This is a genomic window from Pantoea eucrina (genome assembly GCF_020079945.1).
Classification (GTDB): domain Bacteria; phylum Pseudomonadota; class Gammaproteobacteria; order Enterobacterales; family Enterobacteriaceae; genus Pantoea; species Pantoea eucrina.
In genome coordinates this window covers 2,256,286-2,277,641 of sequence record NZ_CP083448.1, presented here as the reverse complement: position 1 = coordinate 2,277,641, position 21,356 = coordinate 2,256,286, and the positions used below count along the sequence as shown (strand labels likewise).

The following is a 21,356-nucleotide window of genomic DNA, read 5'->3' as shown; positions in this document are numbered from 1 at the left end:
TTAAAACAGATAGTTAAAATCGGACAATATTTGTTAATGACCGGACAGAATGACTATTCAGGTTGCCTATTGCCCGCCCGCTGACGCGCCGCGCATTTTTATGCGTTACGAACAGACGCATGCGCGCACCGAATATCTGCCGCATCAGCATGCGTGGGGCCAGGCGATTTTTGTTACCCGCCACGTGCTGGAGCTGGACATTGAAGGCGAGCGCCTGCTGGCCCCGGCTGAGATGCCGGTATGGATCCCTCCCGGCCAGCGACACAGCAGCTATAACCACTGTCAGGCACAGTTTCGTACCCTGAATCTGGCAGCCGAACTGTGTCACGGCCTGCCGGCGCGCGCCTGCCTGCTGACGGCGGATGCGATAACGCATGCGATTATGAATGAGTTCGCGCAGCGCGCGCTGGCGCAGCCGCAGAGCGAGGCGGAGTGGCGCCTGTGTGATGTGCTGCTGGATCGCCTGCGCCAGGCACCCGCGCATACCAGCTATCTGCCCGCCTCAGATGATAAGTTTCTTGCGCCGGTGCTGCGTGCGCTGGAGGCCAATCCCGGCGATAACACCACGCTGGCGCAGTGGGCGCAGCGCGTGTTTACTACAGAACGTACGCTGGCGCGGCGCTGCCAGCAGCAGCTGAAAATGTCCTTTAGCGAGTGGCGGCAGCGGCTGCGTTTTCTGCGCACGCTTGCGCTGCTGGAGCAGGGCAAGAGCGTGCAGGCTATCGCTCATGAACTCGGCTATAGCTCCGCCTCGGCGCTGATTGTTATGTTTCAGCAGCAGGCGGGCACCTCCCCGGAACGCTATCGCAGCCGGTTAGGCTAACAGCCGCCTTTGTGGCACACTAGCCGGCGTTCATTTCCCGCAGACAGGACCACCGCCGTGAAAATTCTCGTTGATGAAAACATGCCCTATGCCCGTGAACTCTTCAGCCGCACCGGTGAGGTGGTTGCCGTACCGGGCCGTCCGCTGCCTGAAGCGGAGCTGCGCGATGCCAGCGCGCTGATGGTGCGCTCGGTCACCCCGGTCAATGCGGCGCTGCTGGCGGACACGCCGGTAAAATTTGTCGGCACTGCCACCGCGGGCACCGATCACGTGGATCAGGCCTCGCTACAGGCAGCCGGCATCGGCTTCTCTGCCGCACCAGGCTGCAACGCTATCGCCGTGGTGGAATATGTCTTCTCTGCGCTGCTGCTGCTGGCTGAACGTGACGGCTTTGCGCTGCGCGATCGCACCGTGGGCATCGTGGGTGTGGGTAACGTCGGCAGCCGTCTGCAGGCGCGACTGGAAGCCTGGGGCGTTAAAACGCTGCTGTGCGATCCGCCCCGTGCCGATCGTGGCGATACCGGACCGTTTCATACGCTGGAAACGCTGGTGGCACAGGCGGATATCCTGACTTTTCATACGCCGCTCAACAAAGAGGGGCGCTATAAAAGCTGGCACCTGGCGGATGCGGCGCTGCTGATGGCGCTGCGGCCCGATACCATTCTGATTAACGCCTGCCGCGGTCCGGTGGTTGACAACGCTGCGCTGCTGGAAGTGCTGAAAATGCGTGGCGATCTGCGCGTGGTACTGGATGTATGGGAGCCGGAACCCGATCTCAGTCTCGATTTGCTGGCGCGCGTGGATATCGCTACCGCCCATATCGCAGGCTACACGCTGGAGGGTAAAGCGCGTGGCACGACGCAGGTCTTTGAAGCCTGGAGCGCGTTTATCGGCCAGCCGCAGCAGGTGGCGCTGGAGAGTCTGCTGCCGCCGCCGGAGTTCAGCAGCATCACGCTGCACGGTGAACTCGATCAGGCAACGCTGAAACGACTGGCACACCTGGTGTATGATGTGCGCCGCGACGACGCGCCGCTGCGTAAAGCAGCAGACCAGCCGGGCGAGTTTGACCGGCTGCGCCGGCAGTACGAAGAGCGCCGTGAGTGGTCTTCGCTGCAGGTGATCTGCGACAACGCTGCCAGCGCCAGCATGCTGAAGCAGCTGGGCTTTCGCGTCAGCCTGCAGGGGCAGCCATCCTCTCTCCCGGAATGATGCGCCACGGCGCACAGCGGGAACGAATCTGAATTATGAGGCGGTATCATTACCGCCTTCTGTTTTTATGTCATTGTCTGGAGTAAACCAACATGTCTGACGGCTGGAATATTGCGCTACTGGGCGCAACAGGCGCCACAGGAAACGCTGTACTGGAACTGCTGGCGGAACGCCAGTTCCCGGTTGGTGAGATCCATCTGCTGGCAAGCGAAAACAGCACGGGTGAAACACTGCGTTTTGCCGGCCGTTCGGTGCGCGTACAGAATGCGGCTGAGTTCGACTGGACCCAGGCGCAGCTGGCGTTTTTCACTGCCGGTCGCGAGGCGTCAGCCCGCTACGCAGAAGAGGCGGCGAGCCAGGGATGCCTGGTGATCGACAGCAGCGATCTGTTCGCGCTGGAGCCGGATGTGCCGCTGGTGGTACCGGATGTGAACCCGCAGGTACTGGCGGACTACCGTAACCGTAATATCATCAGCGTGGCAGATGCGCTGGTAAGCCAGCTGTTATGCGCCATCAAGCCACTGGTTGAAACCGCCGGGCTGAGCCGCATTCAGGTAACAAACCTGCTGTCAGTATCCAGCCAGGGCAAAGCTGCCGTGGATGGACTGGCAGGCGAGAGTGCGCGCCTGCTGAATGGCATTCCGCCTGACGAACACTATTTTGGCCGTCAGCTGGCATTTAACCTGCTGCCGCAGCAGGCAGACAGCAGCGGCAGCGTGGCAAGTGAACGTCGCGTCGTGGAGCAGGTGCGTAAAGTGCTGCAGGATGAGGGACTGCCGATTGCCGTCAGCAGCGTGCAGGCGCCGGTGTTTTACGGTAATGCGCAAATCGTTTATCTGGAAAATCTGCGTCCGCTCTCTGCCGAAGAGGCACGTGATGAACTGGCGCGTGCGGAAGATATCAGCCTGAGCGAAGAGGGGGATTACCCGACGCAGGTTGGTGATGCCTCCGGTAATGAAGTGCTGAGCATTGGCAGCCTGCGCAACGACTACGGCATTCCGGAGCTGCTGCAGTTCTGGTCGGTGGCGGATAACGTACGCTTTGGCGGCGCGCTGATGGCAGTGAAAACGGCGGAGAAGCTGGTGCAGGAGTATTTCTACTGATGCAGGCGGAGGCGACAACCCTGAAGCTGGCGCTGGGCATTGAGTATGACGGCAGCCGCTACTATGGCTGGCAGCGGCAAAATGAAGTACGCAGCGTGCAGGAGAAGCTGGAGAAAGCGCTGGCGAAAGTAGCGAACCATGACGTCAGCGTGTTTTGCGCCGGGCGGACAGACGCAGGCGTACACGGCACCGGTCAGGTAGTGCATTTTGAAACCACTTCCCGGCGCGCTGACAGCGCCTGGACGCTGGGGGTCAATGCCAATCTGCCGGATGATATCGCCGTACGCTGGGTAAAAGCGGTGCCGGAGAGCTTTCACGCGCGCTTCAGCGCGACCGCGCGACGCTACCGCTATGTGATTTATAATCAGCGGCTGCGCCCGGCTATTCTCGGCAACGGGCTGACGCACTACTACCATCCGCTGGACGCAGAGAAAATGCAGCGTGCCGGTCAGCATCTGCTGGGTGAAAATGACTTCACCTCGTTTCGTGCCGTTCAGTGCCAGTCGCGTACGCCATGGCGTAACGTGATCCATCTGAACGTCATACGGCAGGGGGCATTTGTCATTGTCGATATCAAAGCGAACGCCTTCGTGCACCATATGGTGCGTAACATCGTCGGCAGCCTGATAGAGGTTGGCAATGGCAATCAGCCGGAGAGCTGGATAGCGGATCTGCTGGCGGCAAAAGATCGCACGCTGGCAGCGGCAACCGCGAAAGCGGAAGGGTTATACCTGGTGGCGGTGGATTACCCGTCCCATTTTGCGTTACCACAGCCTGCGCCGGGACCACTGTTCCTCGCAGATTAATTTTTAACCGTAGGGTGTCAGGGAGTTAGCTGGTATGGAGTTTATCCATTTTGTTGTCGATTTTATTCTGCACATTGATGTGCACCTGGCCGAACTGGTGGCGCAGTATGGCATCTGGATCTACGCCATCCTGTTCCTGATCCTGTTTTGCGAGACCGGTCTGGTGGTGACGCCATTCCTGCCGGGTGATTCGCTGCTGTTTGTGGCAGGCGCGCTTGCTGCCTTACCGGGCAACGACTTAAACGTGCACCTGATGGTCACGCTGCTGGTTATCGCTGCTATTCTCGGCGATGCGGTGAACTACACCATTGGCCGCCTGTTTGGTGAGAAGCTATTCAGTAATCCGCAGTCTAAAATCTTCCGCCGCAGCTATCTCGATAAAACCCATGCGTTCTACGATCGCCACGGCGGTAAAACCATTATACTTGCGCGCTTTGTGCCAATCGTGCGAACCTTTGCCCCCTTCGTGGCGGGTATGGGACATATGTCCTATCGCCACTTTGCGCTCTTCAACGTTACGGGCGCGCTGTTGTGGGTACTGCTGTTCTCCTATGCCGGCTATCTGTTTGGCGATCTGCCGGTGGTGCAGGAGAACCTCAAGCTGCTGATTGTCGGCATTATCGTGGTATCGATACTGCCGGGCGTGATTGAAGTATGGCGTCATCGCCGTCAGGCGCGTCAGCAGAAATCGCAGTAAGCCCGTCACCAGATTTTTATCCACAGCGTGAACAGGTTGTGGTTTAATGAGCGACATTTACGGCCTGCTGAAGGTGATTTCAGCAGTAACGAAAAGACTGGACCAGGTCAGCATTAAACAGAAAGGTCATCAATGAGCTGGATTGAACGCATACTGAATAAAAGCACCACGACGCCTACGCGCAAAGCCAGCATCCCGGAAGGGGTGTGGACCAAGTGCGACAGCTGTGGTCAGGTGCTCTACCGCGCCGAGCTGGAGCGCAACCTTGAGGTCTGCCCGAAGTGCGACCACCACATGCGTATGCACGCGCGCGAGCGTCTGCATAGCCTGATGGATGAAGGGTCGATGGTTGAGCTGGGAAGCGAGCTGGAGCCAAAAGATCTGCTCAAGTTCCGCGACTCCAAAAAGTATAAGGATCGTCTGGTAGCGGCCCAGAAAGACACCGGCGAAAAAGATGCGCTGATCGTCATGAAAGGCCAGCTGCACGGCATGCCGGTTGTGGCGGCGGCGTTTGAGTTTGCCTTTATGGGCGGCTCGATGGGCTCAGTCGTGGGCGCGCGCTTTGTGCGTGCCGTAGAGCAGGCGCTGGAAGATAACTGCCCGCTGATCTGCTTCTCGGCCAGCGGCGGTGCACGTATGCAGGAAGCGCTGCAGTCGCTGATGCAGATGGCAAAAACCAGTGCGGCCCTGGCGAAAATGCAGGAGCGCGGTCTGCCTTATATCTCCGTGCTGACTGACCCGACCATGGGTGGCGTTTCTGCCAGCTTTGCGATGCTGGGCGATCTCAACGTGGCGGAGCCAAAAGCGCTGATCGGTTTTGCCGGTCCACGCGTGATTGAGCAGACGGTACGTGAAAAGCTGCCGCCGGGCTTCCAGCGCAGTGAGTTCCTGATTGAAAAAGGCGCGATCGACATGATCATCCGTCGTCCGGAAATGCGCTTTAAGCTGGCCAGCCTGCTGGCAAAAATGATGAACCTGCCGGCTCCGCAGCTGGATGGCGAGCCACCGGTGGTGGTGGAACCAGAAAGCAACGACGCCTGACAGGCAACCGAAAGGCGCAGCGATGCGCCTTTTTACTTTCATTCCGTACATCCCATTATTCAGTGAGCAGCCGTGCCGGTTCCTGCCTGTTGATAGCCATCAGCCGCGCGCAGGCCTCTCTTTCCGCCGCTGCGCTGAACGATGAGCTGTACTACGCAACAGACGGGACTCATGAACACGCATCAGCCTCCTCAGGGCACGTCGCCGCTGGCCACGTGGCTTCACTATCTTGAGCATCTTCACTCACAGGCGATTGAACTGGGTCTGGATCGTATTCAGCGCGTTGCCGCGCAGCTTGACCTGCTGAAACCCGCTCCCTTTATCTTTACCGTCGCCGGCACCAACGGCAAAGGCACCACCTGCCGCACGCTGGAAACGCTACTGATGGCAGCAGGCTACCGTACGGGCGTCTACAGTTCGCCGCATCTGGTGCGCTACACCGAGCGCGTACGCGTGCAGGGTGCGGAGCTGCCGGAGGCGCAGCACAGCGCCAGCTTTGCTGAAATCGAGGCGGGGCGTGGTGATACCTCGCTCACCTATTTTGAATTTGGCACGCTCTCTGCGCTTAATCTGTTCCGCCAGGCGAATCTTGACGTGGTGATCCTCGAAGTCGGACTGGGTGGCCGTCTTGATGCCACCAATATTGTTGCCAGTGATGTGGCGGTGATCACCAGTATCGCACTCGATCACACGGACTGGCTTGGCCCCGACCGCGAGAGTATCGGGCGGGAAAAAGCGGGTATTTTCCGCGCCGGTAAACCTGCCGTAGTGGGCGAAGCGGAGATGCCGGCAAGCATCGCTGCGGTGGCAGCAGAGACCGGTGCCGTGCTGCATCAGGTCAATCGCGACTGGCAGTGGCAGGGCGGTAGTGATAGCTGGATGCTGCAGGATGCGCAGGGTGAGCTGCGCGATCTGCCGCTGCCGCAGGTGCCGCTGCCTAATGCGGCCACGGCGCTGGCTGCGTTACGCGCGTCGGGTCTGCAGGTGCCTGACGCCATTATCCGCGCGCATCTGCCGCAGGCGGTACTGGCAGGGCGTTTCCAGACCATAAGCCATGCGCCGCAGGTGATTCTGGACGTCGCGCACAACCCGCACGCGGCTGCCTGGCTGGCGTCGCGTCTGGCAGCGCTGCCCGCGGGCGGAACGGTTCATGCGGTAGCGGGTATGCTGCACGACAAAGATATTGCCGGTACGCTCGCTGCGCTGGCGCCGCAGGTGACGCACTGGTACTGCGCGCCGCTGGCGGGTCCGCGTGGCGCATCGGCAGAGGAGCTGCTTGCGCATCTGGAGAGCGGTACGGCGTATACCAGCGTTGATGCGGCGTGGCGGGCGGCGCGTGCGCAGGCCAGCCGGCAGGATGTGATTCTGGTGTGTGGGTCATTTCACACCGTAGCACAGGTTATGGAATCGATGGCAGCGGAGAACGGCAGTGGCGAGTAAGTTTCAAAATCGGTTAGTGGGCACGGTGATCCTGGTGGCGATTGGTGTCATTGTGCTGCCGGGCCTGCTGGACGGTAAGAAAAAGCATTATAAGGAAGAGTTTGCAGCGATTCCGCTGGTGCCAAAACCTGACGATCAGCAGGATAGCGAAATGGTGCCGCCGGTCACGCAGCCGCTGCCGTCGCAGCCGCCGGAAGGTGCCGGTGCTGCGCAGCAGTCAGCGACCACTCAGGCCACGCAAAATCCGGCCGTCAGCGGCAGCGCGCAGCCGGTGCAGAACAGCCAGCCGAGCGTAGTCACGCCACCGGCGGTGCATCAGCAGACGCAGCCCAGAACCCAGCAGAAACCGGCTGAGCAGACGAAACCTAAAACCACCGAGCAGAGCAGGCCGAAGCCGGCAGAGCAACCGAAGCCGAAGCCGGTGGAGACGCCAAAACCCGCAGAGCAGCCAAAAGCAGCGGAGCAGAGCAAGCCGGCAGAAACGCAGAAGCCAGCCAGCGCCCCGGCCGGGCAGGCGTATGTGGTACAGCTTGGCGCACTGAAGAACGCTGCGAAAGTGGACGAGATTGTGGCGAAGCTGCGGCTCTCTGGCTACCGCGCCTTTACTGTGCCGTCATCGCCGGTGCAGGGGCAAATCACCCGTATCTACGTCGGACCTGACGCCTCTAAAGCGAAGCTGCAAAGTTCGCTGAGCGAGCTGCAGAGCGTTTCCGGACTGGGCGGCGTGGTGAAACCCTATAGCGTGCGCTGACAGGCTGATAAGCCACGCCGATAGCAGTAACAGGCGTGGCTTATAGCGCGTAAATGCCGGGTTAAAGCAGGTAATTAATTTTAAAATCAGCTAGTTAAATATTGCTGATAGTAACGGGCGAAGGAATTATTTTTCCTCGCCCTTTTTCATCACCGCGAACGGGAAAAGGCTACGCAAACGTTTTCTTTTTCTGTTAGAATGCGCCCCGAACTGGATGCAGGGGTGCGAAGCACTGTACTGGAAGCGTTCATGATCTGGATTGATTACGTCATTATTGCGGTAGTTGGTTTTTCGGCTCTGGTCAGCCTGATTCGCGGGTTTGTCCGGGAAGCCTTATCTCTTGTTACCTGGGGATGCGCGTTTTTTGTCGCCAGTCATTACTACGCCTACCTGGCAGTCTGGTTTACAGGTTTTAACGACGAACTGGTTCGCAACGGCATCGCAATTGCGGTGTTATTCGTTGCCACCCTGATTGTGGGTGCCATCGTGAACTATGTGATCGGCTCGCTGGTTGAGAAAACCGGCTTGTCGGGAACCGACAGGGTGTTGGGGGTCTGTTTCGGGGCGTTGCGTGGCGTGCTGATTGTTTCCGCCATTCTTTTCTTCCTTGATACATTCACCGGCTTTTCAAAAAGCCCGGACTGGCAACAGTCTCAGCTCATTCCCCAGTTCAGTTATATCATCAGGTGGTTTTTTGATTACCTGAAAAGCACGTCAAGTTTTTTACCCCGGTGACACCATCGGGAGTGCGGCTAATGAGGAAATGACAATATGTGCGGTATTGTTGGTATCACCGGTTTTATGCCAGTAAACCAGTCGATCTATGACGCGTTAACGGTGCTGCAGCACCGCGGACAGGATGCCGCCGGCATTTGTACTATTGATGCGCTGAACTGCTTCCGTCTGCGCAAAGCAAATGGTCTGGTCAGCGACGTGTTTGAAGCGCGCCACATGCAGCGTTTGCAGGGCAATATCGGTATCGGCCACGTGCGTTACCCTACCGCCGGCAGCTCCAGCGCCTCTGAAGCGCAGCCATTTTACGTTAACTCTCCTTACGGTATTACGCTGGCGCATAACGGCAATCTCACCAATGCGCATGAGCTGCGCAAACAGCTGTTTGAGACCGGTCGCCGTCACGTTAATACCACCTCCGATTCAGAGATCCTGCTCAACATTTTTGCGCAGGAGCTGGATCGCTTTCAGCACTATCCGCTCGATGCGGAAACCATTTTTGCCGCGGTAGCGGCAGTGCATCAGCAGGTGCGTGGCGCTTATGCCGTGGTGGCGATGATTATCGGACACGGTATGGTGGCGTTTCGCGATCCGAACGGGATTCGTCCACTGGTGCTCGGCAAGCGCGACATGCAGGATGGCCGCACAGAGTATATGGTTGCCTCGGAGAGCGTGGCGCTGGATACGCTGGGATTTGAGTTCATTCGTGACGTTGCGCCGGGTGAAGCGGTCTATATCACTGAACAGGGCCAGCTTTCGACCCGCCAGTGTGCAGAGGACCCGAAAAGTAATCCCTGCCTGTTTGAATATGTCTATTTTGCCCGCCCGGACTCTTTCCTGGATAAGATTTCCGTCTATAGCGCGCGCGTGCGCATGGGCACCAAGCTCGGGGAAAAAATTGCCCGGGAGTGGGAAGATCTCGATATCGACGTGGTGATTCCGATTCCGGAAACCTCGACCGATACCGCGCTGGAGATTGCGCGCATCCTGAACAAGCCCTACCGTCAGGGATTTGTGAAAAACCGCTATGTGGGCCGCACCTTTATCATGCCGGGCCAGCATCTGCGCCGCAGCGCCGTTCGCCGTAAGCTCAACGCCAACCGTGCAGAGTTCCGCGATAAAAATGTGCTGCTGGTGGATGACTCTATCGTGCGCGGTACGACCTCTGAACAGATTATCGAGATGGCGCGCGAGGCGGGTGCTAAACGGGTTTATCTCGCGTCGGCTGCACCGGAGATCCGCTTTCCAAACGTCTATGGCATCGACATGCCAAGTGCTACCGAGCTGATTGCCCATGGCCGTGAGGTGGAGGAGATCCGCAAGCTGATTAAGGCGGATGCGCTGATCTTCCAGGATCTGAACGATCTGATCGAAGCGGTACGCGAAGAGAATCCGGACATTGAGCAGTTTGAGTGCTCCGTCTTCAACGGCGTTTACGTCACTAAGGATGTGGATCAGCAATACCTCGAGTATCTGCAGTCGCTGCGTAACGACGACGCCAAAGCGCTGCAGCGTCAGAACGAAGTGGAAGGGCTGGAGATCCATAACGAAGGCTGATTGAGCTTTTATCCGGCACTCCCGCGGGGCAGGCGAAAGTCTGCCCCGTCTGTTTTGCGCTTTTTCACCGGGCGCCAGCGCATTTTTGCCTGTGGCAGGCTATCATTGCCGATTCTGAACAGAGTAAGGCAGAGTTATGAAACGTCTCATCGTGGGTCTTTCCGGCGCCAGCGGCGCAATTTACGGCGTGCGGCTGCTGCAGGTGCTGCAATCGGTGCCGGAAGTGGAAACCCATCTGGTGATGAGCCCGGCAGCGCGCCAGACGCTGGCGCTGGAAACTGACTACAGCGTGCGGGATGTGCAGGCGCTTGCCAGCGTGGTGCATGACGTGCGGGATATCGGGGCAAGCATCTCTTCCGGCTCATTTAAAACGCTGGGTATGGTGATCCTGCCGTGCTCAATGAAAACGCTCTCCGGCATTGTACACAGCTACAGCGACAGCCTGCTGACGCGCGCCGCTGACGTCGTGCTGAAAGAGCAGCGCCGCCTGGTGCTCTGCGTACGCGAAACCCCGCTGCACGTCGGTCATCTGCGTATGATGACCACGGCGGCTGAACTGGGCGCGATGATCATGCCGCCGGTGCCGGCTTTCTATCACCGGCCGCAGCGTATTGAGGATTTGGTCGACCAGACGGTTAATCGCGTGGTGGATCAGTTTGATATCACGCTACCGGAAGATCTGTTCATGCGCTGGAATGGCGCATAAACGTTGCGCGCTGCACAATGGATGTGCAAATTCGCGGTGTCGATCACTCTTCGTGCATAATCTGCACTAAAAGTTAGCAAACTCGCTTTTTCTTCTGCATCCCGCTGTTATATTCCCTTCATAACGAACTCTCTGCGTCCCGTTACGACGCTCTCGTTAGCGCGCCTGCATGCTGCATCGCCAGCTCTGAGACCTGGCATGAAAACTGCAATCCATTCAGCGCAAAACACACATCACACCACATAACAATAAGCACGTCACTTGAGGGTAAACTATGAAAAAGCGAGTTCTGGCTCTCTCCCTGCTGCTGGCAATGACCGGCACCGCCAGCGTTTTTGCCGCAGTACCGCAGTCGCTGCGTATCGGGACCGATCCAACTTACCCGCCGTTTGAGTCAAAAAATGCCCAGGGCCAGCTGGTGGGGTTTGATATCGACCTTGCCAATGAGATTTGCAAACGCATTCAGGCCAAATGTACCTATGTGGAAAGTGATTTCGATGCGCTTATTCCGTCGCTGAAAGCGAAAAAAATTGATGCCATTATTTCGTCGCTCTCTATCACCGAAAAGCGTCAGGAGGAGATTGGCTTCTCGGAAAAACTCTATGCGGCTAACGCCCGTCTGGTGGCGGCAAAAGGCTCTCCGCTGCAGCCAACGATTGAATCGCTGAAGGGCAAAAATATCGGTCTGCTGCAGGGTACCACGCAGGAAACCTATGCGAATCAATACTGGCGGCCGAAGGGCGTTACCGTGACGCCTTATGCAAATCAGGATCTGGTCTATCAGGACCTGAACGCCGGACGCATTGATGCCGCTTTCCAGGATGAAGTGCAGGCGAGCGAAGGCTTTCTGAAGCAGCCGGTAGGCAAAAACTATGCGTTTGCTGGCCCGGCGGTGAAAGATGACAAAATCTTTGGTGTAGGCACCGGCATGGGCCTGCGCAAAGATGACAGCGATCTTAAAGCCGCCATCGATAAGGCGTTTAATGAGATGCGCAAAGATGGCACCTACGACAAGATTGCGAAAAAATATTTCGATTTCAACGTCTACGGTGACTGATCGACCTGTTTCCTGATACTGCGGGTTGAGTGACAGGAACCGGGGCCATAACTATTCACTCCGGGCGCTTACTTATGTAAACTCCCGGGGTTCATACGCTTGCCGCTATCCTTCCGTGATTCATATCCCTGGTCAGGACTGTCCGCTATTTCCCGGGCAGCGTGTGTTATTTTCCTCTCACGACAGGATCGAAATCATGTTGTACGGCTATTCTGAAGTCATTCTCAAAGGCACGCTGGTGACGCTGGAGCTGGCGCTGAGCGCCGTGCTGCTGGCGGTTATCCTCGGCCTGCTCGGGGCGGGTGCCAAACTGTCGCGCAGCCGGCCGCTGGCCATCATTGCGGAGGGGTACACCACCCTGATCCGCGGCGTGCCCGATCTGGTGCTGATGCTGCTGATCTTTTACGGGCTGCAGATTGCGCTCAACGCGGTAACTGACGCGCTGGGCCTGGCGCAGTTTGATATCGACCCGATGGTGGCCGGTATCATTACCCTCGGGTTTATCTACGGCGCCTATTTTACTGAAACCTTTCGCGGCGCGTTTCTGGCGGTGCCGAAGGGACAGATTGAAGCCGCTACCGCCTTTGGTTTTACCGGCTCGCAGACGTTCCGGCGCATTCTGTTTCCGGCCATGATGCGTTTTGCGCTGCCCGGCATCGGAAACAACTGGCAGGTGATCCTCAAGGCTACCGCACTGGTGTCGCTGCTGGGGCTGGAGGATGTGGTCAAAGCGACGCAGCTGGCGGGCAAGAGTACCTGGCAGCCGTTCTACTTTGCCATTGTGGCAGGGGTGATCTATCTGGTGTTTACCACGCTTTCTAATGGCGTGCTGTGGTGGCTTGAGCGCCGCTACTCGGTCGGGGTAAAAAGGGCAGAATTATGATTGAGATTATTCAGGAGTACTGGAAACAACTGCTCTGGACCGATGGCTATCGCTTCACCGGCGTGGCGATCACGCTGTGGCTGCTTATTCTTTCTGTTGTGCTCGGCGGCTGTCTGGCTGTGATCCTGGCCATCGCCCGCGTATCACCCAACCGGTTTATCTCAACCCCGGTCTGGCTGTTTACCTATGTGTTTCGCGGCACGCCGCTCTACGTCCAGCTGCTGGTGTTCTACTCCGGCATGTATACGCTGGAAGTGGTGAAAGGATCTGAGCTGCTGAACGCCTTTTTTCGCAGCGGTCTGAACTGTACGCTGCTGGCATTTACGCTGAATACCTGCGCCTACACCACTGAAATCTTTGCGGGCGCCATCCGCGCCGTGCCACATGGCGAAATTGAAGCGGCGCGCGCCTACGGTTTTTCAACCGTAAAGCTTTACCGCTGCATCATTTTGCCCTCCGCGCTGCGTACCGCGCTGCCCGCATACAGCAATGAAGTGATCCTGATGCTGCACTCCACCGCGCTGGCGTTTACTGCGACCGTGCCGGATCTGCTGAAAATCGCGCGTGATATTAACTCGGCCACCTATCAGCCGTTTACCGCGTTTGGGCTCGCTGCCGTGCTCTATCTGATTATCTCTTATGTGCTGATTAGCCTGTTCCGCCTTGCGGAGCGCCGCTTTCTGGCACATGTGAAACCCTCTTCGTCGCACTGAGTATCACTATGGCTGAAAATAAATTACAGGTTGCCGAACTGCACAAACGTTACGGTGAACATGAAGTTCTGAAAGGCGTCTCACTGCGCGCCAATGCCGGCGATGTGATTAGCATCATTGGCTCTTCCGGCTCCGGGAAAAGTACGTTTTTACGCTGCATTAACTTCCTCGAAAAGCCGAGCGAAGGGGCTATCGCCGTTAATAACGAACAGATTGCGCTGGTGCGCGATACCGACGGCCAGCTGAAAGTGGCGAACAAGGAGCAGCTGCGCTCGCTGCGCACGCGCCTCACCATGGTGTTTCAGCACTTCAACCTCTGGAGTCATATGACGGTGCTGGATAACGTGACGGAAGCACCCATTCAGGTGCTCGGTCTGAGCAAGGCGGAAGCGCGCGAACGGGCGATCAAATATCTGGATAAAGTCGGGATTGATGCGCGCGCGCGGGCAAAATATCCGGTACATCTCTCTGGCGGCCAGCAGCAGCGCGTCTCCATTGCCCGTGCGCTGGCAATGGAACCGGAAGTGCTGCTGTTTGATGAACCGACCTCAGCGCTCGATCCCGAGCTGGTAGGCGAAGTCCTGCGTATTATGCAGAAGCTGGCGGAAGAGGGAAAAACCATGGTCGTGGTCACGCACGAGATGGAATTTGCCCGCCACGTCTCAAACCATGTGATTTTCCTGCATCAGGGAAAAATTGAGGAAGAGGGGACGCCCGATGAGCTGTTTGGCAATCCAAAGAGTCCGCGCCTGCAGCAGTTCCTGAAAGGCTCGTTAAAATAGGCTGCTGAGCCGTAGCGGCGCAATTCATGGCGCGCTTGTTTGCCATTTTGCGATTAACCCGGCGCGATAAATCGCGCCGCTACGTATTGCAGAAGCGTTTTAATCACTCGCCAAGCAACTTCAGCGCCGTGTCTTCGTCGGTCACTAGCCCGGAGATCCACCCACCCAATAGCGCGGCGCGAATGGCCGGATATTTCCGTGCGCTGCCGGCAAAGCCGATAATCTTCCGCTGCGTCTGGCTCTCCAGCAGCACGCTGGTGAGCAGCGCATCGGTTTCGCCCCACACCCGCTCGCCCTGCTGATTAAAGAAATGGCCAAGCATCTCACCCACCACGCCACGCGTGTTAAGCTCTCTGACCTGCACATCGGTAATAAAGCCTTCGGCATTTAGCGGACAGCCCGGCTGCACTTCACCAATGCCAACAAACGCAACGTCTGCCTGCAGGGCGCGCTGCGTCACGCGCTGATAGACCTGATGCTGCACCCACATGGTTTTGTCTTCTGGCGTGTCGGCATAGAGCGGCGCGGGGATAAAAAAATATTTGCCCTGCATTTTCTCAGCCATCTTTAGCGGCACGTCGTAACGCGTACCGGAATCATCGCGCGCAATCGCACCAATCATCGACACGCACTGATGCTGTGGTCGTTCAATCCACGGCAGCGCGTCGATCATCGAACGCAGCGTTTTGCCGGATCCAATGCCGAACACCTGCGGCTGCTCCTCGCTGATAAACTGGCTCATCACTGAGGCCCCTTCAACGGCCAGCATCTGCTGAATAGCGTCATCCTCCAGACGGGCAGAAGGCACCACCCGACACAGCTCAAGACCAAATTTCGTCTGCACCTCGTGCGCCAGTTGCAGACAGTGGGTAACCGGATGATCGATTTTGACGCTGACCATGCCCATTTCCCGTGCGCTGGACACCAGCCGCTGCGCCACCTGACGCGATAAGCCGAGCGCGCGCGCAATCTCCTGCTGTGTTACGCCAGCGACGTAATACATCCATGCCGCTCGCGCCGCCAGCTCCTGTTTTTTCTCTTCTCTGCTCATCACGCGCTTCCGTCGAAAACTGAAGCGTCAGTTTATCGCGGAATCAGACGCAAGCGCTAATCGGGCAAAAGCCCTAAATGAGAGCAAATGTATTAATTGTGATGCATCTCGCAGAACCAAATGTTAGCCGCCGACTATGCTACGTCGCATCGGGCAAATGCCCTTCGCAGTGGCAAAAGTTTACTTTGAGGCGATTATGACAACGAATTTGGTATGGATGCACATCGGTGCAGGCTCCTTCCACCGTGCCCATCAGGCGTGGTATCTGCACAAGCTACGTGAGCAGGGTGATGAGAGCTGGAGCATTGCGCTGGGCAACATCCGCAATGATGCAGCAGCACTGCTTAATCAGCTGCAGGCGCAGAACGGTGAATATGTGCTGGAGACCGTCACGCCAGAGGGCGAACGCGCGTATGAAACCATCACCTCGCTGCGCAAAATCCTGCCGTGGGACAGTGACATCAGTGCGCTGGTCGCCCAGGGCGCAGAGGCGCATACCCGCGTGATCAGCTTCACCGTGACCGAAGCCGGTTACTACCTGACGCCAGAGCATGAGCTAGACCTGGCGCAGCCGGACGTACAGGCCGATATTCACGGTGAAATCCGCACGCTGTACGGCGCGCTAACGCGGATTCTGCAGCAGCGTATGGCCAGCGGCGGCGCGGCGGTTACGCTGCTGAGCTGCGATAACCTGCGCCACAACGGAGAGCGTTTCCGCCACGGCTTTCTCTCGTTCCTGGCGGCGAAAGGCGATATGGCGCTGGCGGCCTGGGTGCGTGATAACACCACGTCGCCTGACACCATGGTAGACCGCATCACACCGCGCCCGACATCCGATGTGGCGGAACGCGTCAGGGCCGCTACCGGTAAGGAGGATGGCGCGGCCGTGATGGCTGAATCCTTCATTCAATGGGTAATCGAAGACAATTTCATCGCCGGTCGCCCGGCGCTGGAGAGAGTGGGCGTTGAGCTGGTGGACACGGTGTTACCGTGGGAAGAGGCGAAAATACGCATTCTCAACGCCACGCACGCGGCGATTGCCTGGGCGGGCACGCTTACCGGACTGAACTACATTGACGACAGCACGCGCCAGCCGGCGATTTATCAGCTGGCGCACGACTACATCACTCAGGATGTTATTCCGTCGCTCACGCCGAGCCCGCTCGATCTCGCCGATTACCGCGATGTGGTACTGGCGCGCTTCAGTAATCCGTACATTAAAGACACCAACCAGCGCGTCGGCGCGGATGGCCTGTCAAAAATCCCTGGCATGGTAACGCCGACGCTGCGTGAGACCTGGCAGCGCGGCGTGGAGCCCGCCGCCACGGCGGTATTGCCGGCGCTGTTCTTCCTGTTTCTGCAGCGCTGGGCCGCTGACGATCTGCCTTATACCTATCAGGATGGCGCGTTGCAGGCAGAGGCATTGCATCAGCAATTTGCGGCCGCCGATGCGCTGGACGTGTTTATCCGCGACAAAGCGCTGTTTGCTGAACTGGCGGATGATGCGGCATTTCACACGCTAATGCACCGTACGGTGGCGGATCTGCAGCGCTGGCTGAAACAGCCTGAACAGATGCTGGCAGCGGTATAAGGAGCGTGTGATGTATCTCGGCATTGATATTGGCACCTCCGAACTCAAAGCGCTGATCGTCAACGCGCAGGGCGACATTGTGGCTTCCAGCCATGCCACTCTTAGCGTGCAGCGTCCACATTCGCACTGGGCTGAGCAGGATCCGGAAAGCTGGTGGCAGGCGTGCGAACAGGTGCTGGCCGCACTGCGACAACAGGTGCCGGATGCCTGGCACGCCATCCGCGCCATTGGTCTCTCCGGCCAGATGCACGGCGCAGTGCTGCTGGATGCCGACGGCCAGGTATTGCGCCCGTGCATACTGTGGAACGACACGCGCAGCGCCGCCGAGTGCGAGACGCTGCGCACCCGACATCCGCAGATGATGCACATCAGCGGCAACATGATCATGCCGGGCTTTACCGCCCCCAAACTGCACTGGGTGGCTGAGCATGAACCCGCGATCTTCCGGCGCATCGCGAAAGTGCTGCTGCCGAAAGATTATCTGCGCTGGCGGCTCACCGGAGCATTCGTCAGCGAGCCGTCCGATGCGGCGGGCACGCTGTGGCTGGATGTGGCACAGCGCGACTGGTCAGATGAACTGCTGGCGATAAGCGGACTGACGCGCGCGCAACTGCCCACGCTGGTGGAGGGAAGTGCAGTCAGCGGCACGCTGCGTGAAGATGTTGCCCGCGCCTGGGGCTTGTCCGCCACGGTGAGCGTGGCAGGCGGCGGCGGTGATAACGCGGCCTCTGCGGTAGGCGTTGGCGCGGTTAATCCCGGCGATGCGTTTATCTCACTCGGCACATCCGGCGTGATCTTCGTGGTTAACGACCGTCTGCAGGCCGATCCACAATCTGGCGTGCACGCTTTTTGCCACGCGCTGCCGGGGCGCTGGCATCAGATGAGCGTGATGCTAAGTGCTGCCAGCTGTCTGCGCTGGCTGTGCCAGCTGTTATCGGTGAGCGAGAACCAGCTAATGGCAGAGATGGCAGAACTGAGCGCGGAGCAGTGCCGCCGCGCACCGCTGTTTTTGCCCTATCTCTCGGGTGAACGTACACCGCACAACGATCCTGATGCCTCAGGCGCCTTCTTCAATCTGCGCCACGAAACGCCGCGTGCGCTGCTGGGCTATGCGGTGATTGAAGGCGTAGCGTTTGGCCTGGCGGACGGACTGGCGGTGCTGAGCGATGCGCAGCGACAAATTACCCAGTGCAGCCTGACCGGCGGCGGCGCGCGCAGCACGCTGTGGGCACAGCTGATTGCGGATGTGCTGCAGCTGCCGATCGTCACTCATCCAGCCAGCGCCTCGGGCGCTCTTGGGGCCGCGCGTCTGGCCTGGCTCAGTGCCGGCGGCAACGAGCAGCAGGTATGCCTGAAACCGCCGGTTCAGGCGCGTTACCAGCCCGATGCGGCGCGCGGTGCGGTGCTGCAGCAGCGCCTGCGCCTGTTCCGCGAACTCTACGCTCAACAACAGCAGGCACGCGCGCTGCTGCCTGCCTGACGGCTTACTGAACAGAGGAAGATGGTGATGCAAGCGAACGATTACTGGTTTGGCTTACCGAAAAAAATGTTCCGGGGCTTCCTCGCGATTGCCATCTTTATGGCGGGCGACGGCTTCGAAATGGCGTTTCTCTCCCGCCATATTACTGACATGGGCTTCACGCCGGGCCAGTCGGCGCTGGTGTTTACCTTTTACGGACTGGCGGCGGCGCTGGCGGCCTGGGCTTCCGGCGTGGTTGCGGAGTTGATTACCCCGCAACGTGCAATGCTGATTGGCTTTGTGCTGTGGATAGTGATGCACACGCTGTTTATGTCGCTCGGTCTTGGCCTGCGCAATTATCCGCTGATGGTGCTGTTTTACGGCATTCGCGGGCTGGCTTATCCGCTGTTCATCTACTCCTTCATGATGATGCTGGTGCAGGTACTGCCGCGCGAGAAACTGGCTGCCGCCACCGGATGGTTCTGGGCGATGTATTCGGTCGGCATTGGCGTGGTTGGCAGCTATCTGCCCAGCCTGACTATCCCGATGCTGGGTGAAACCGGCACGCTGTGGCTGGCGATTGGCTGGGTAGCGGCGGGCGGCGTACTGGCCTTTTTCAGCCTGCGCAATGTGCCGGTGGACCGTTCGCGCGTGAATCTGCCGCTGCGTGACAAAATGACCGAAATGTCACGCGCAGTGACCATTCTGTTCACCAACCAGCACGTGTTTTACGCCTGTCTGATTCGCATCATCAATACGCTATCGTTGTTTGGTTTTGCGATTATCATGCCGCTGCTGTTTGTTGATCGTCTCGGCTTTACCATCTCTGAATGGTTGCAGATTTGGGCAGTGTTCTTTTTTGTCACCATTTTCACCAACATTTTCTGGGGCATCATCGGCGAGAAAATTGGCTGGATCCGCCAGGTGCGCTGGTATGGCTGCCTCGGTATGGCGATCTCCAGCCTGGCGTTTTACTACCTGCCGCTGTATGCCGGCCACAATTTCTGGGTCGCGCTGATTCCGGCGGTGATGCTGGGGATTTTTGTCGCGGCATTTGTGCCAATGACCGCCGTGTTCCCGACGCTTGAACCGCATCATAAAGGCGCAGCCGTTTCGATTTACAATCTGTCGGCAGGCCTCAGCAACTTTGTGGCACCGGCGATTGCTTCAGTTATGTTGCCGTTCTTCGATATCGTCGGCGTGGTATGGGCGTATACCGGGCTGTATGTGTTTGCCGGCGTGCTGACGTTTATTATTCGCGTGCCGCAACCGGGACACACCCGGGAAGCATCCGCAGTGAAATCGCGTATCGCGCAGCAGCGCAGTTGAGCCTGTACGAAAAAGTGCACTATTTGAATATCCGCAGGTTATTGCCTCAGCTAAGCGGCACGTTAAATCTGCAGGCTTCGCTTGAATTCAGCGTACTGGCTGTCAGGCTTAGCCGTGTCAACCGCGAAATAACCCGGAGGAAAGATGTCGCGCTTTGCAGAGTAAGTGGTGGTGATCACCGGAGCCGGCATGGGTGCCGCAGCGGCAATATGGGCGCGTCGATATGCTGGTTAACAACGCCGTTTGCCCTGGCTTTGCTCTCACCGATCTTACCGAAGAGATAAAAAGAGATGAGGCGCTGCATTAACGCTTCTATGATCGCATTCTGCAGCGCCGCGCCGGTGAGCCGTAAGATACCGCTAGCGCAACTGCTTTTATCGCCAGCGATGACGCGCGTTATATCACCGGCGTTAACCTGCCGGTCGACGGAGGTCTGACGGCGTCGAATAGCCAGCCGAAGCAGGCCTGAGCCGCTTCGATGGTTATGGACGGGGCGGTGATCCCGCCACATCCTGCAGCGCCTGCTGTAAATCGTACCAGCGAAAGGTAAAGCCGGACGCCTCCAGCCGTTTGGGCAGCACATGCTGACCGCCCAGCACCAGCACTGCTGATTCACCCATCATCAGTTTGATGGCGGCCGCCGGCGTGCGCATAAAAGCGGGCCGGTGCATGACCTGTCCCAGCGTCGCGGCAAACTGTTCGTTACGCACCGGATAGGGGGCAACCATGTTGAACGGACCGCGCAGCGACGGGTGATCCATCAGCCAGATGATGGCATCGATCATGTCATCAATATGGATCCATGGCAGATACTGTTTGCCGCTGCCAATCGGCCCGCCCACGCCAAGACGAAAAGGCAGTTTCATCTTTTCCAGCGCACCGCCCTCACGCGCCAGCACAACGCCGGTACGCAGCAGGCAGACCCGGGTTTGCTCGCTCTCGGCCTTGAGCGCCAGCTGTTCCCAGCGCGCGCACAGCGTATGGGTAAATTCATCCTGACCGGGATCCTCTTCGGTCACAATGACCTCGCCGCTGTCGCCATAGAAGCCAGTGGCTGAACCGGAGATTAGAAACGCGGGAGGAGTACTGCTGGCGTGGATCAGTGAAACCAGCTGTTCAGTGATTTGCCAGCGGCTTTCGCACAGCTGCTGCTTCTGGCTGGCGCTCCAGCGCTTATCAGCGATAGGTTCGCCAGCCAGATTTATAATGCCCTCTATGCCATTAAGGTCGGACTGCTGATCGAGTCCGGACCAGAGCCTGACGCGCTCATCGAGTTTTTCCCGCGCGGCTGCCACGTCACGCGTCACTACATTCACCTGATGCCCGAGCTGCAGCAGTCGCGGGATCAGGTGGCGGCCAATCAACCCGGTGCCGCCGGTAATCAGTAATTGCATCGTGAGCCTCCCTGTAAATTATTATCTGCTCAGCATTGAGCATAGAAGAGAAGCGGAGAGTGAGTGTGACAGCGCCTGCAGCGTGAGGGAAAAAGCGGCCCTGAGGCTGCCGGAGAGGCAAAGATCCGACCAGCAGATTATTGCCTTAGGTGAAAAAAGCCGGTAAAGATGTGGCACCCCGGCTGCTTATGCTGAGGCTGGCGGGATCGGGCAAAGCACGCTAAGCGCTTGC

General features: G+C 58.3%; 20 protein-coding genes and 1 pseudogene. 19 read left to right on the top strand and 2 right to left on the bottom strand.

All coding sequences use genetic code 11. The features are described 5' to 3' along the window. Nucleotides 1-49 precede the first annotated feature (49 nt). From LAC65_RS10690 to hisP, 15 genes are all read left to right on the top strand, one after another. Nucleotides 50-823, top strand: a complete 774-nt coding sequence (locus LAC65_RS10690) for an AraC family transcriptional regulator (protein ID WP_039379122.1) — start codon at nt 50-52, stop codon at nt 821-823. A 57-nt stretch (nt 824-880) separates the two neighbouring features. Beyond that, nucleotides 881-2,032, top strand: a complete 1,152-nt coding sequence (gene pdxB, locus LAC65_RS10685) for a 4-phosphoerythronate dehydrogenase PdxB (RefSeq protein WP_039379120.1) — start codon at nt 881-883, stop codon at nt 2,030-2,032. Between the two features lie 92 nt (nt 2,033-2,124). Continuing rightward, nucleotides 2,125-3,135 carry an aspartate-semialdehyde dehydrogenase gene (locus LAC65_RS10680; RefSeq protein WP_039379119.1) on the top strand — a complete coding sequence of 337 codons (1,011 nt, stop codon included), beginning with the start codon at nt 2,125-2,127 and terminating at the stop codon, nt 3,133-3,135. Beyond that, nucleotides 3,135-3,941, top strand: coding sequence for a tRNA pseudouridine(38-40) synthase TruA (truA, locus tag LAC65_RS10675; RefSeq protein WP_039379116.1), 807 nt, complete (start codon nt 3,135-3,137; stop codon nt 3,939-3,941). Before LAC65_RS10680 ends, truA begins: the two co-directional genes overlap by 1 nt. Before the next feature lie 34 nt (nt 3,942-3,975). Then, a complete protein-coding gene (locus tag LAC65_RS10670; protein WP_039379114.1) occupies nt 3,976-4,638 on the top strand; it encodes a DedA family protein in 663 nt (220 codons plus the stop codon). Nucleotides 4,639-4,770: 132 nt separating this feature from the next. Further along, nucleotides 4,771-5,679 carry an acetyl-CoA carboxylase, carboxyltransferase subunit beta gene (gene accD, locus LAC65_RS10665; protein WP_039379111.1) on the top strand — a complete coding sequence of 303 codons (909 nt, stop codon included), beginning with the start codon at nt 4,771-4,773 and terminating at the stop codon, nt 5,677-5,679. 171 nt (nt 5,680-5,850) lie between these two features. Beyond that, nucleotides 5,851-7,119 carry a bifunctional tetrahydrofolate synthase/dihydrofolate synthase gene (folC, locus tag LAC65_RS10660; RefSeq protein ID WP_039379108.1) on the top strand — a complete coding sequence of 423 codons (1,269 nt, stop codon included), beginning with the start codon at nt 5,851-5,853 and terminating at the stop codon, nt 7,117-7,119. After that, nucleotides 7,109-7,870 (top strand): cell division protein DedD, encoded by a 762-nt coding sequence (gene dedD, locus LAC65_RS10655; RefSeq protein ID WP_039379106.1) that lies wholly within the window; start codon nt 7,109-7,111, stop codon nt 7,868-7,870. Before folC ends, dedD begins: the two co-directional genes overlap by 11 nt. 249 nt (nt 7,871-8,119) lie before the next feature. Beyond that, nucleotides 8,120-8,605, top strand: a complete 486-nt coding sequence (cvpA, locus tag LAC65_RS10650) for a colicin V production protein (RefSeq protein WP_039379104.1) — start codon at nt 8,120-8,122, stop codon at nt 8,603-8,605. 36 nt (nt 8,606-8,641) lie between these two features. Beyond that, nucleotides 8,642-10,159, top strand: a complete 1,518-nt coding sequence (gene purF / locus LAC65_RS10645; protein ID WP_039379102.1) for an amidophosphoribosyltransferase — start codon at nt 8,642-8,644, stop codon at nt 10,157-10,159. A 136-nt stretch (nt 10,160-10,295) separates the two neighbouring features. After that, nucleotides 10,296-10,865 (top strand): UbiX family flavin prenyltransferase, encoded by a 570-nt coding sequence (locus tag LAC65_RS10640; RefSeq protein ID WP_039379099.1) that lies wholly within the window; start codon nt 10,296-10,298, stop codon nt 10,863-10,865. 274 nt (nt 10,866-11,139) lie between these two features. Continuing rightward, nucleotides 11,140-11,922: a lysine/arginine/ornithine ABC transporter substrate-binding protein ArgT gene (gene argT / locus LAC65_RS10635; protein WP_039379096.1), complete on the top strand. Its 783-nt coding sequence runs from the start codon at nt 11,140-11,142 to the stop codon at nt 11,920-11,922. Between the two features lie 196 nt (nt 11,923-12,118). Then, nucleotides 12,119-12,805: a histidine ABC transporter permease HisQ gene (locus LAC65_RS10630; protein ID WP_039379095.1), complete on the top strand. Its 687-nt coding sequence runs from the start codon at nt 12,119-12,121 to the stop codon at nt 12,803-12,805. Then, complete coding sequence (locus tag LAC65_RS10625; protein ID WP_039379094.1) at nt 12,802-13,518, top strand: ABC transporter permease; 717 nt, start codon at nt 12,802-12,804, stop codon at nt 13,516-13,518. Before LAC65_RS10630 ends, LAC65_RS10625 begins: the two co-directional genes overlap by 4 nt. Before the next feature lie 8 nt (nt 13,519-13,526). Continuing rightward, entirely contained in the window at nt 13,527-14,300 is a 774-nt protein-coding gene (hisP, locus tag LAC65_RS10620) for a histidine ABC transporter ATP-binding protein HisP (RefSeq protein WP_039379092.1), read from the top strand. Nucleotides 14,301-14,403: 103 nt separating this feature from the next. On the opposite strand, the gene LAC65_RS10615 is transcribed toward hisP, so the two are convergent. Beyond that, nucleotides 14,404-15,351 carry a sugar-binding transcriptional regulator gene (locus LAC65_RS10615; RefSeq protein ID WP_039379090.1) on the bottom strand — a complete coding sequence of 316 codons (948 nt, stop codon included), beginning with the start codon at nt 15,349-15,351 and terminating at the stop codon, nt 14,404-14,406. Nucleotides 15,352-15,547: 196 nt separating this feature from the next. Here LAC65_RS10615 and dalD point away from each other — a divergent pair, with 196 nt between their 5' ends. The 4 genes and pseudogenes from dalD to LAC65_RS10595 all read left to right on the top strand — a co-directional run. Beyond that, nucleotides 15,548-16,942, top strand: a complete 1,395-nt coding sequence (gene dalD, locus LAC65_RS10610) for a D-arabinitol 4-dehydrogenase (RefSeq protein ID WP_039385574.1) — start codon at nt 15,548-15,550, stop codon at nt 16,940-16,942. Nucleotides 16,943-16,952: 10 nt separating this feature from the next. Then, nucleotides 16,953-18,422: a xylulokinase gene (xylB, locus tag LAC65_RS10605; RefSeq protein ID WP_039379087.1), complete on the top strand. Its 1,470-nt coding sequence runs from the start codon at nt 16,953-16,955 to the stop codon at nt 18,420-18,422. A 27-nt stretch (nt 18,423-18,449) separates the two neighbouring features. Beyond that, entirely contained in the window at nt 18,450-19,730 is a 1,281-nt protein-coding gene (locus tag LAC65_RS10600; RefSeq protein ID WP_039379086.1) for an MFS transporter, read from the top strand. Between the two features lie 235 nt (nt 19,731-19,965). Beyond that, nucleotides 19,966-20,199: pseudogene (locus LAC65_RS10595) on the top strand (SDR family oxidoreductase); the annotation flags it as partial. A gap of 13 nt (nt 20,200-20,212) precedes the next feature. Here LAC65_RS10595 and LAC65_RS10590 read toward each other — a convergent pair. Beyond that, nucleotides 20,213-21,124 carry a TIGR01777 family oxidoreductase gene (locus LAC65_RS10590; RefSeq protein WP_039379083.1) on the bottom strand — a complete coding sequence of 304 codons (912 nt, stop codon included), beginning with the start codon at nt 21,122-21,124 and terminating at the stop codon, nt 20,213-20,215. Nucleotides 21,125-21,356 lie beyond the last annotated feature (232 nt).

Bases quoted from the DNA above. Each gene is read 5' to 3' on its own strand.
- LAC65_RS10690 (WP_039379122.1), top strand. From the start codon at position 50: ATGACTATTCAGGTTGCCTATTGCCCGCCCGCTGACGCGCCGCGCATT.
- LAC65_RS10680 (WP_039379119.1), top strand. From the start codon at position 2,125: ATGTCTGACGGCTGGAATATTGCGCTACTGGGCGCAACAGGCGCCACA.
- truA (WP_039379116.1), top strand. From the start codon at position 3,135: ATGCAGGCGGAGGCGACAACCCTGAAGCTGGCGCTGGGCATTGAGTAT.
- LAC65_RS10670 (WP_039379114.1), top strand. From the start codon at position 3,976: ATGGAGTTTATCCATTTTGTTGTCGATTTTATTCTGCACATTGATGTG.
- accD (WP_039379111.1), top strand. From the start codon at position 4,771: ATGAGCTGGATTGAACGCATACTGAATAAAAGCACCACGACGCCTACG.
- folC (WP_039379108.1), top strand. From the start codon at position 5,851: ATGAACACGCATCAGCCTCCTCAGGGCACGTCGCCGCTGGCCACGTGG.
- cvpA (WP_039379104.1), top strand. From the start codon at position 8,120: ATGATCTGGATTGATTACGTCATTATTGCGGTAGTTGGTTTTTCGGCT.
- purF (WP_039379102.1), top strand. From the start codon at position 8,642: ATGTGCGGTATTGTTGGTATCACCGGTTTTATGCCAGTAAACCAGTCG.
- LAC65_RS10640 (WP_039379099.1), top strand. From the start codon at position 10,296: ATGAAACGTCTCATCGTGGGTCTTTCCGGCGCCAGCGGCGCAATTTAC.
- argT (WP_039379096.1), top strand. From the start codon at position 11,140: ATGAAAAAGCGAGTTCTGGCTCTCTCCCTGCTGCTGGCAATGACCGGC.
- LAC65_RS10630 (WP_039379095.1), top strand. From the start codon at position 12,119: ATGTTGTACGGCTATTCTGAAGTCATTCTCAAAGGCACGCTGGTGACG.
- LAC65_RS10625 (WP_039379094.1), top strand. From the start codon at position 12,802: ATGATTGAGATTATTCAGGAGTACTGGAAACAACTGCTCTGGACCGAT.
- hisP (WP_039379092.1), top strand. From the start codon at position 13,527: ATGGCTGAAAATAAATTACAGGTTGCCGAACTGCACAAACGTTACGGT.
- LAC65_RS10615 (WP_039379090.1), bottom strand. From the start codon at position 15,351: ATGAGCAGAGAAGAGAAAAAACAGGAGCTGGCGGCGCGAGCGGCATGG.
- dalD (WP_039385574.1), top strand. From the start codon at position 15,548: ATGACAACGAATTTGGTATGGATGCACATCGGTGCAGGCTCCTTCCAC.
- xylB (WP_039379087.1), top strand. From the start codon at position 16,953: ATGTATCTCGGCATTGATATTGGCACCTCCGAACTCAAAGCGCTGATC.
- LAC65_RS10600 (WP_039379086.1), top strand. From the start codon at position 18,450: ATGCAAGCGAACGATTACTGGTTTGGCTTACCGAAAAAAATGTTCCGG.
- LAC65_RS10590 (WP_039379083.1), bottom strand. From the start codon at position 21,124: ATGCAATTACTGATTACCGGCGGCACCGGGTTGATTGGCCGCCACCTG.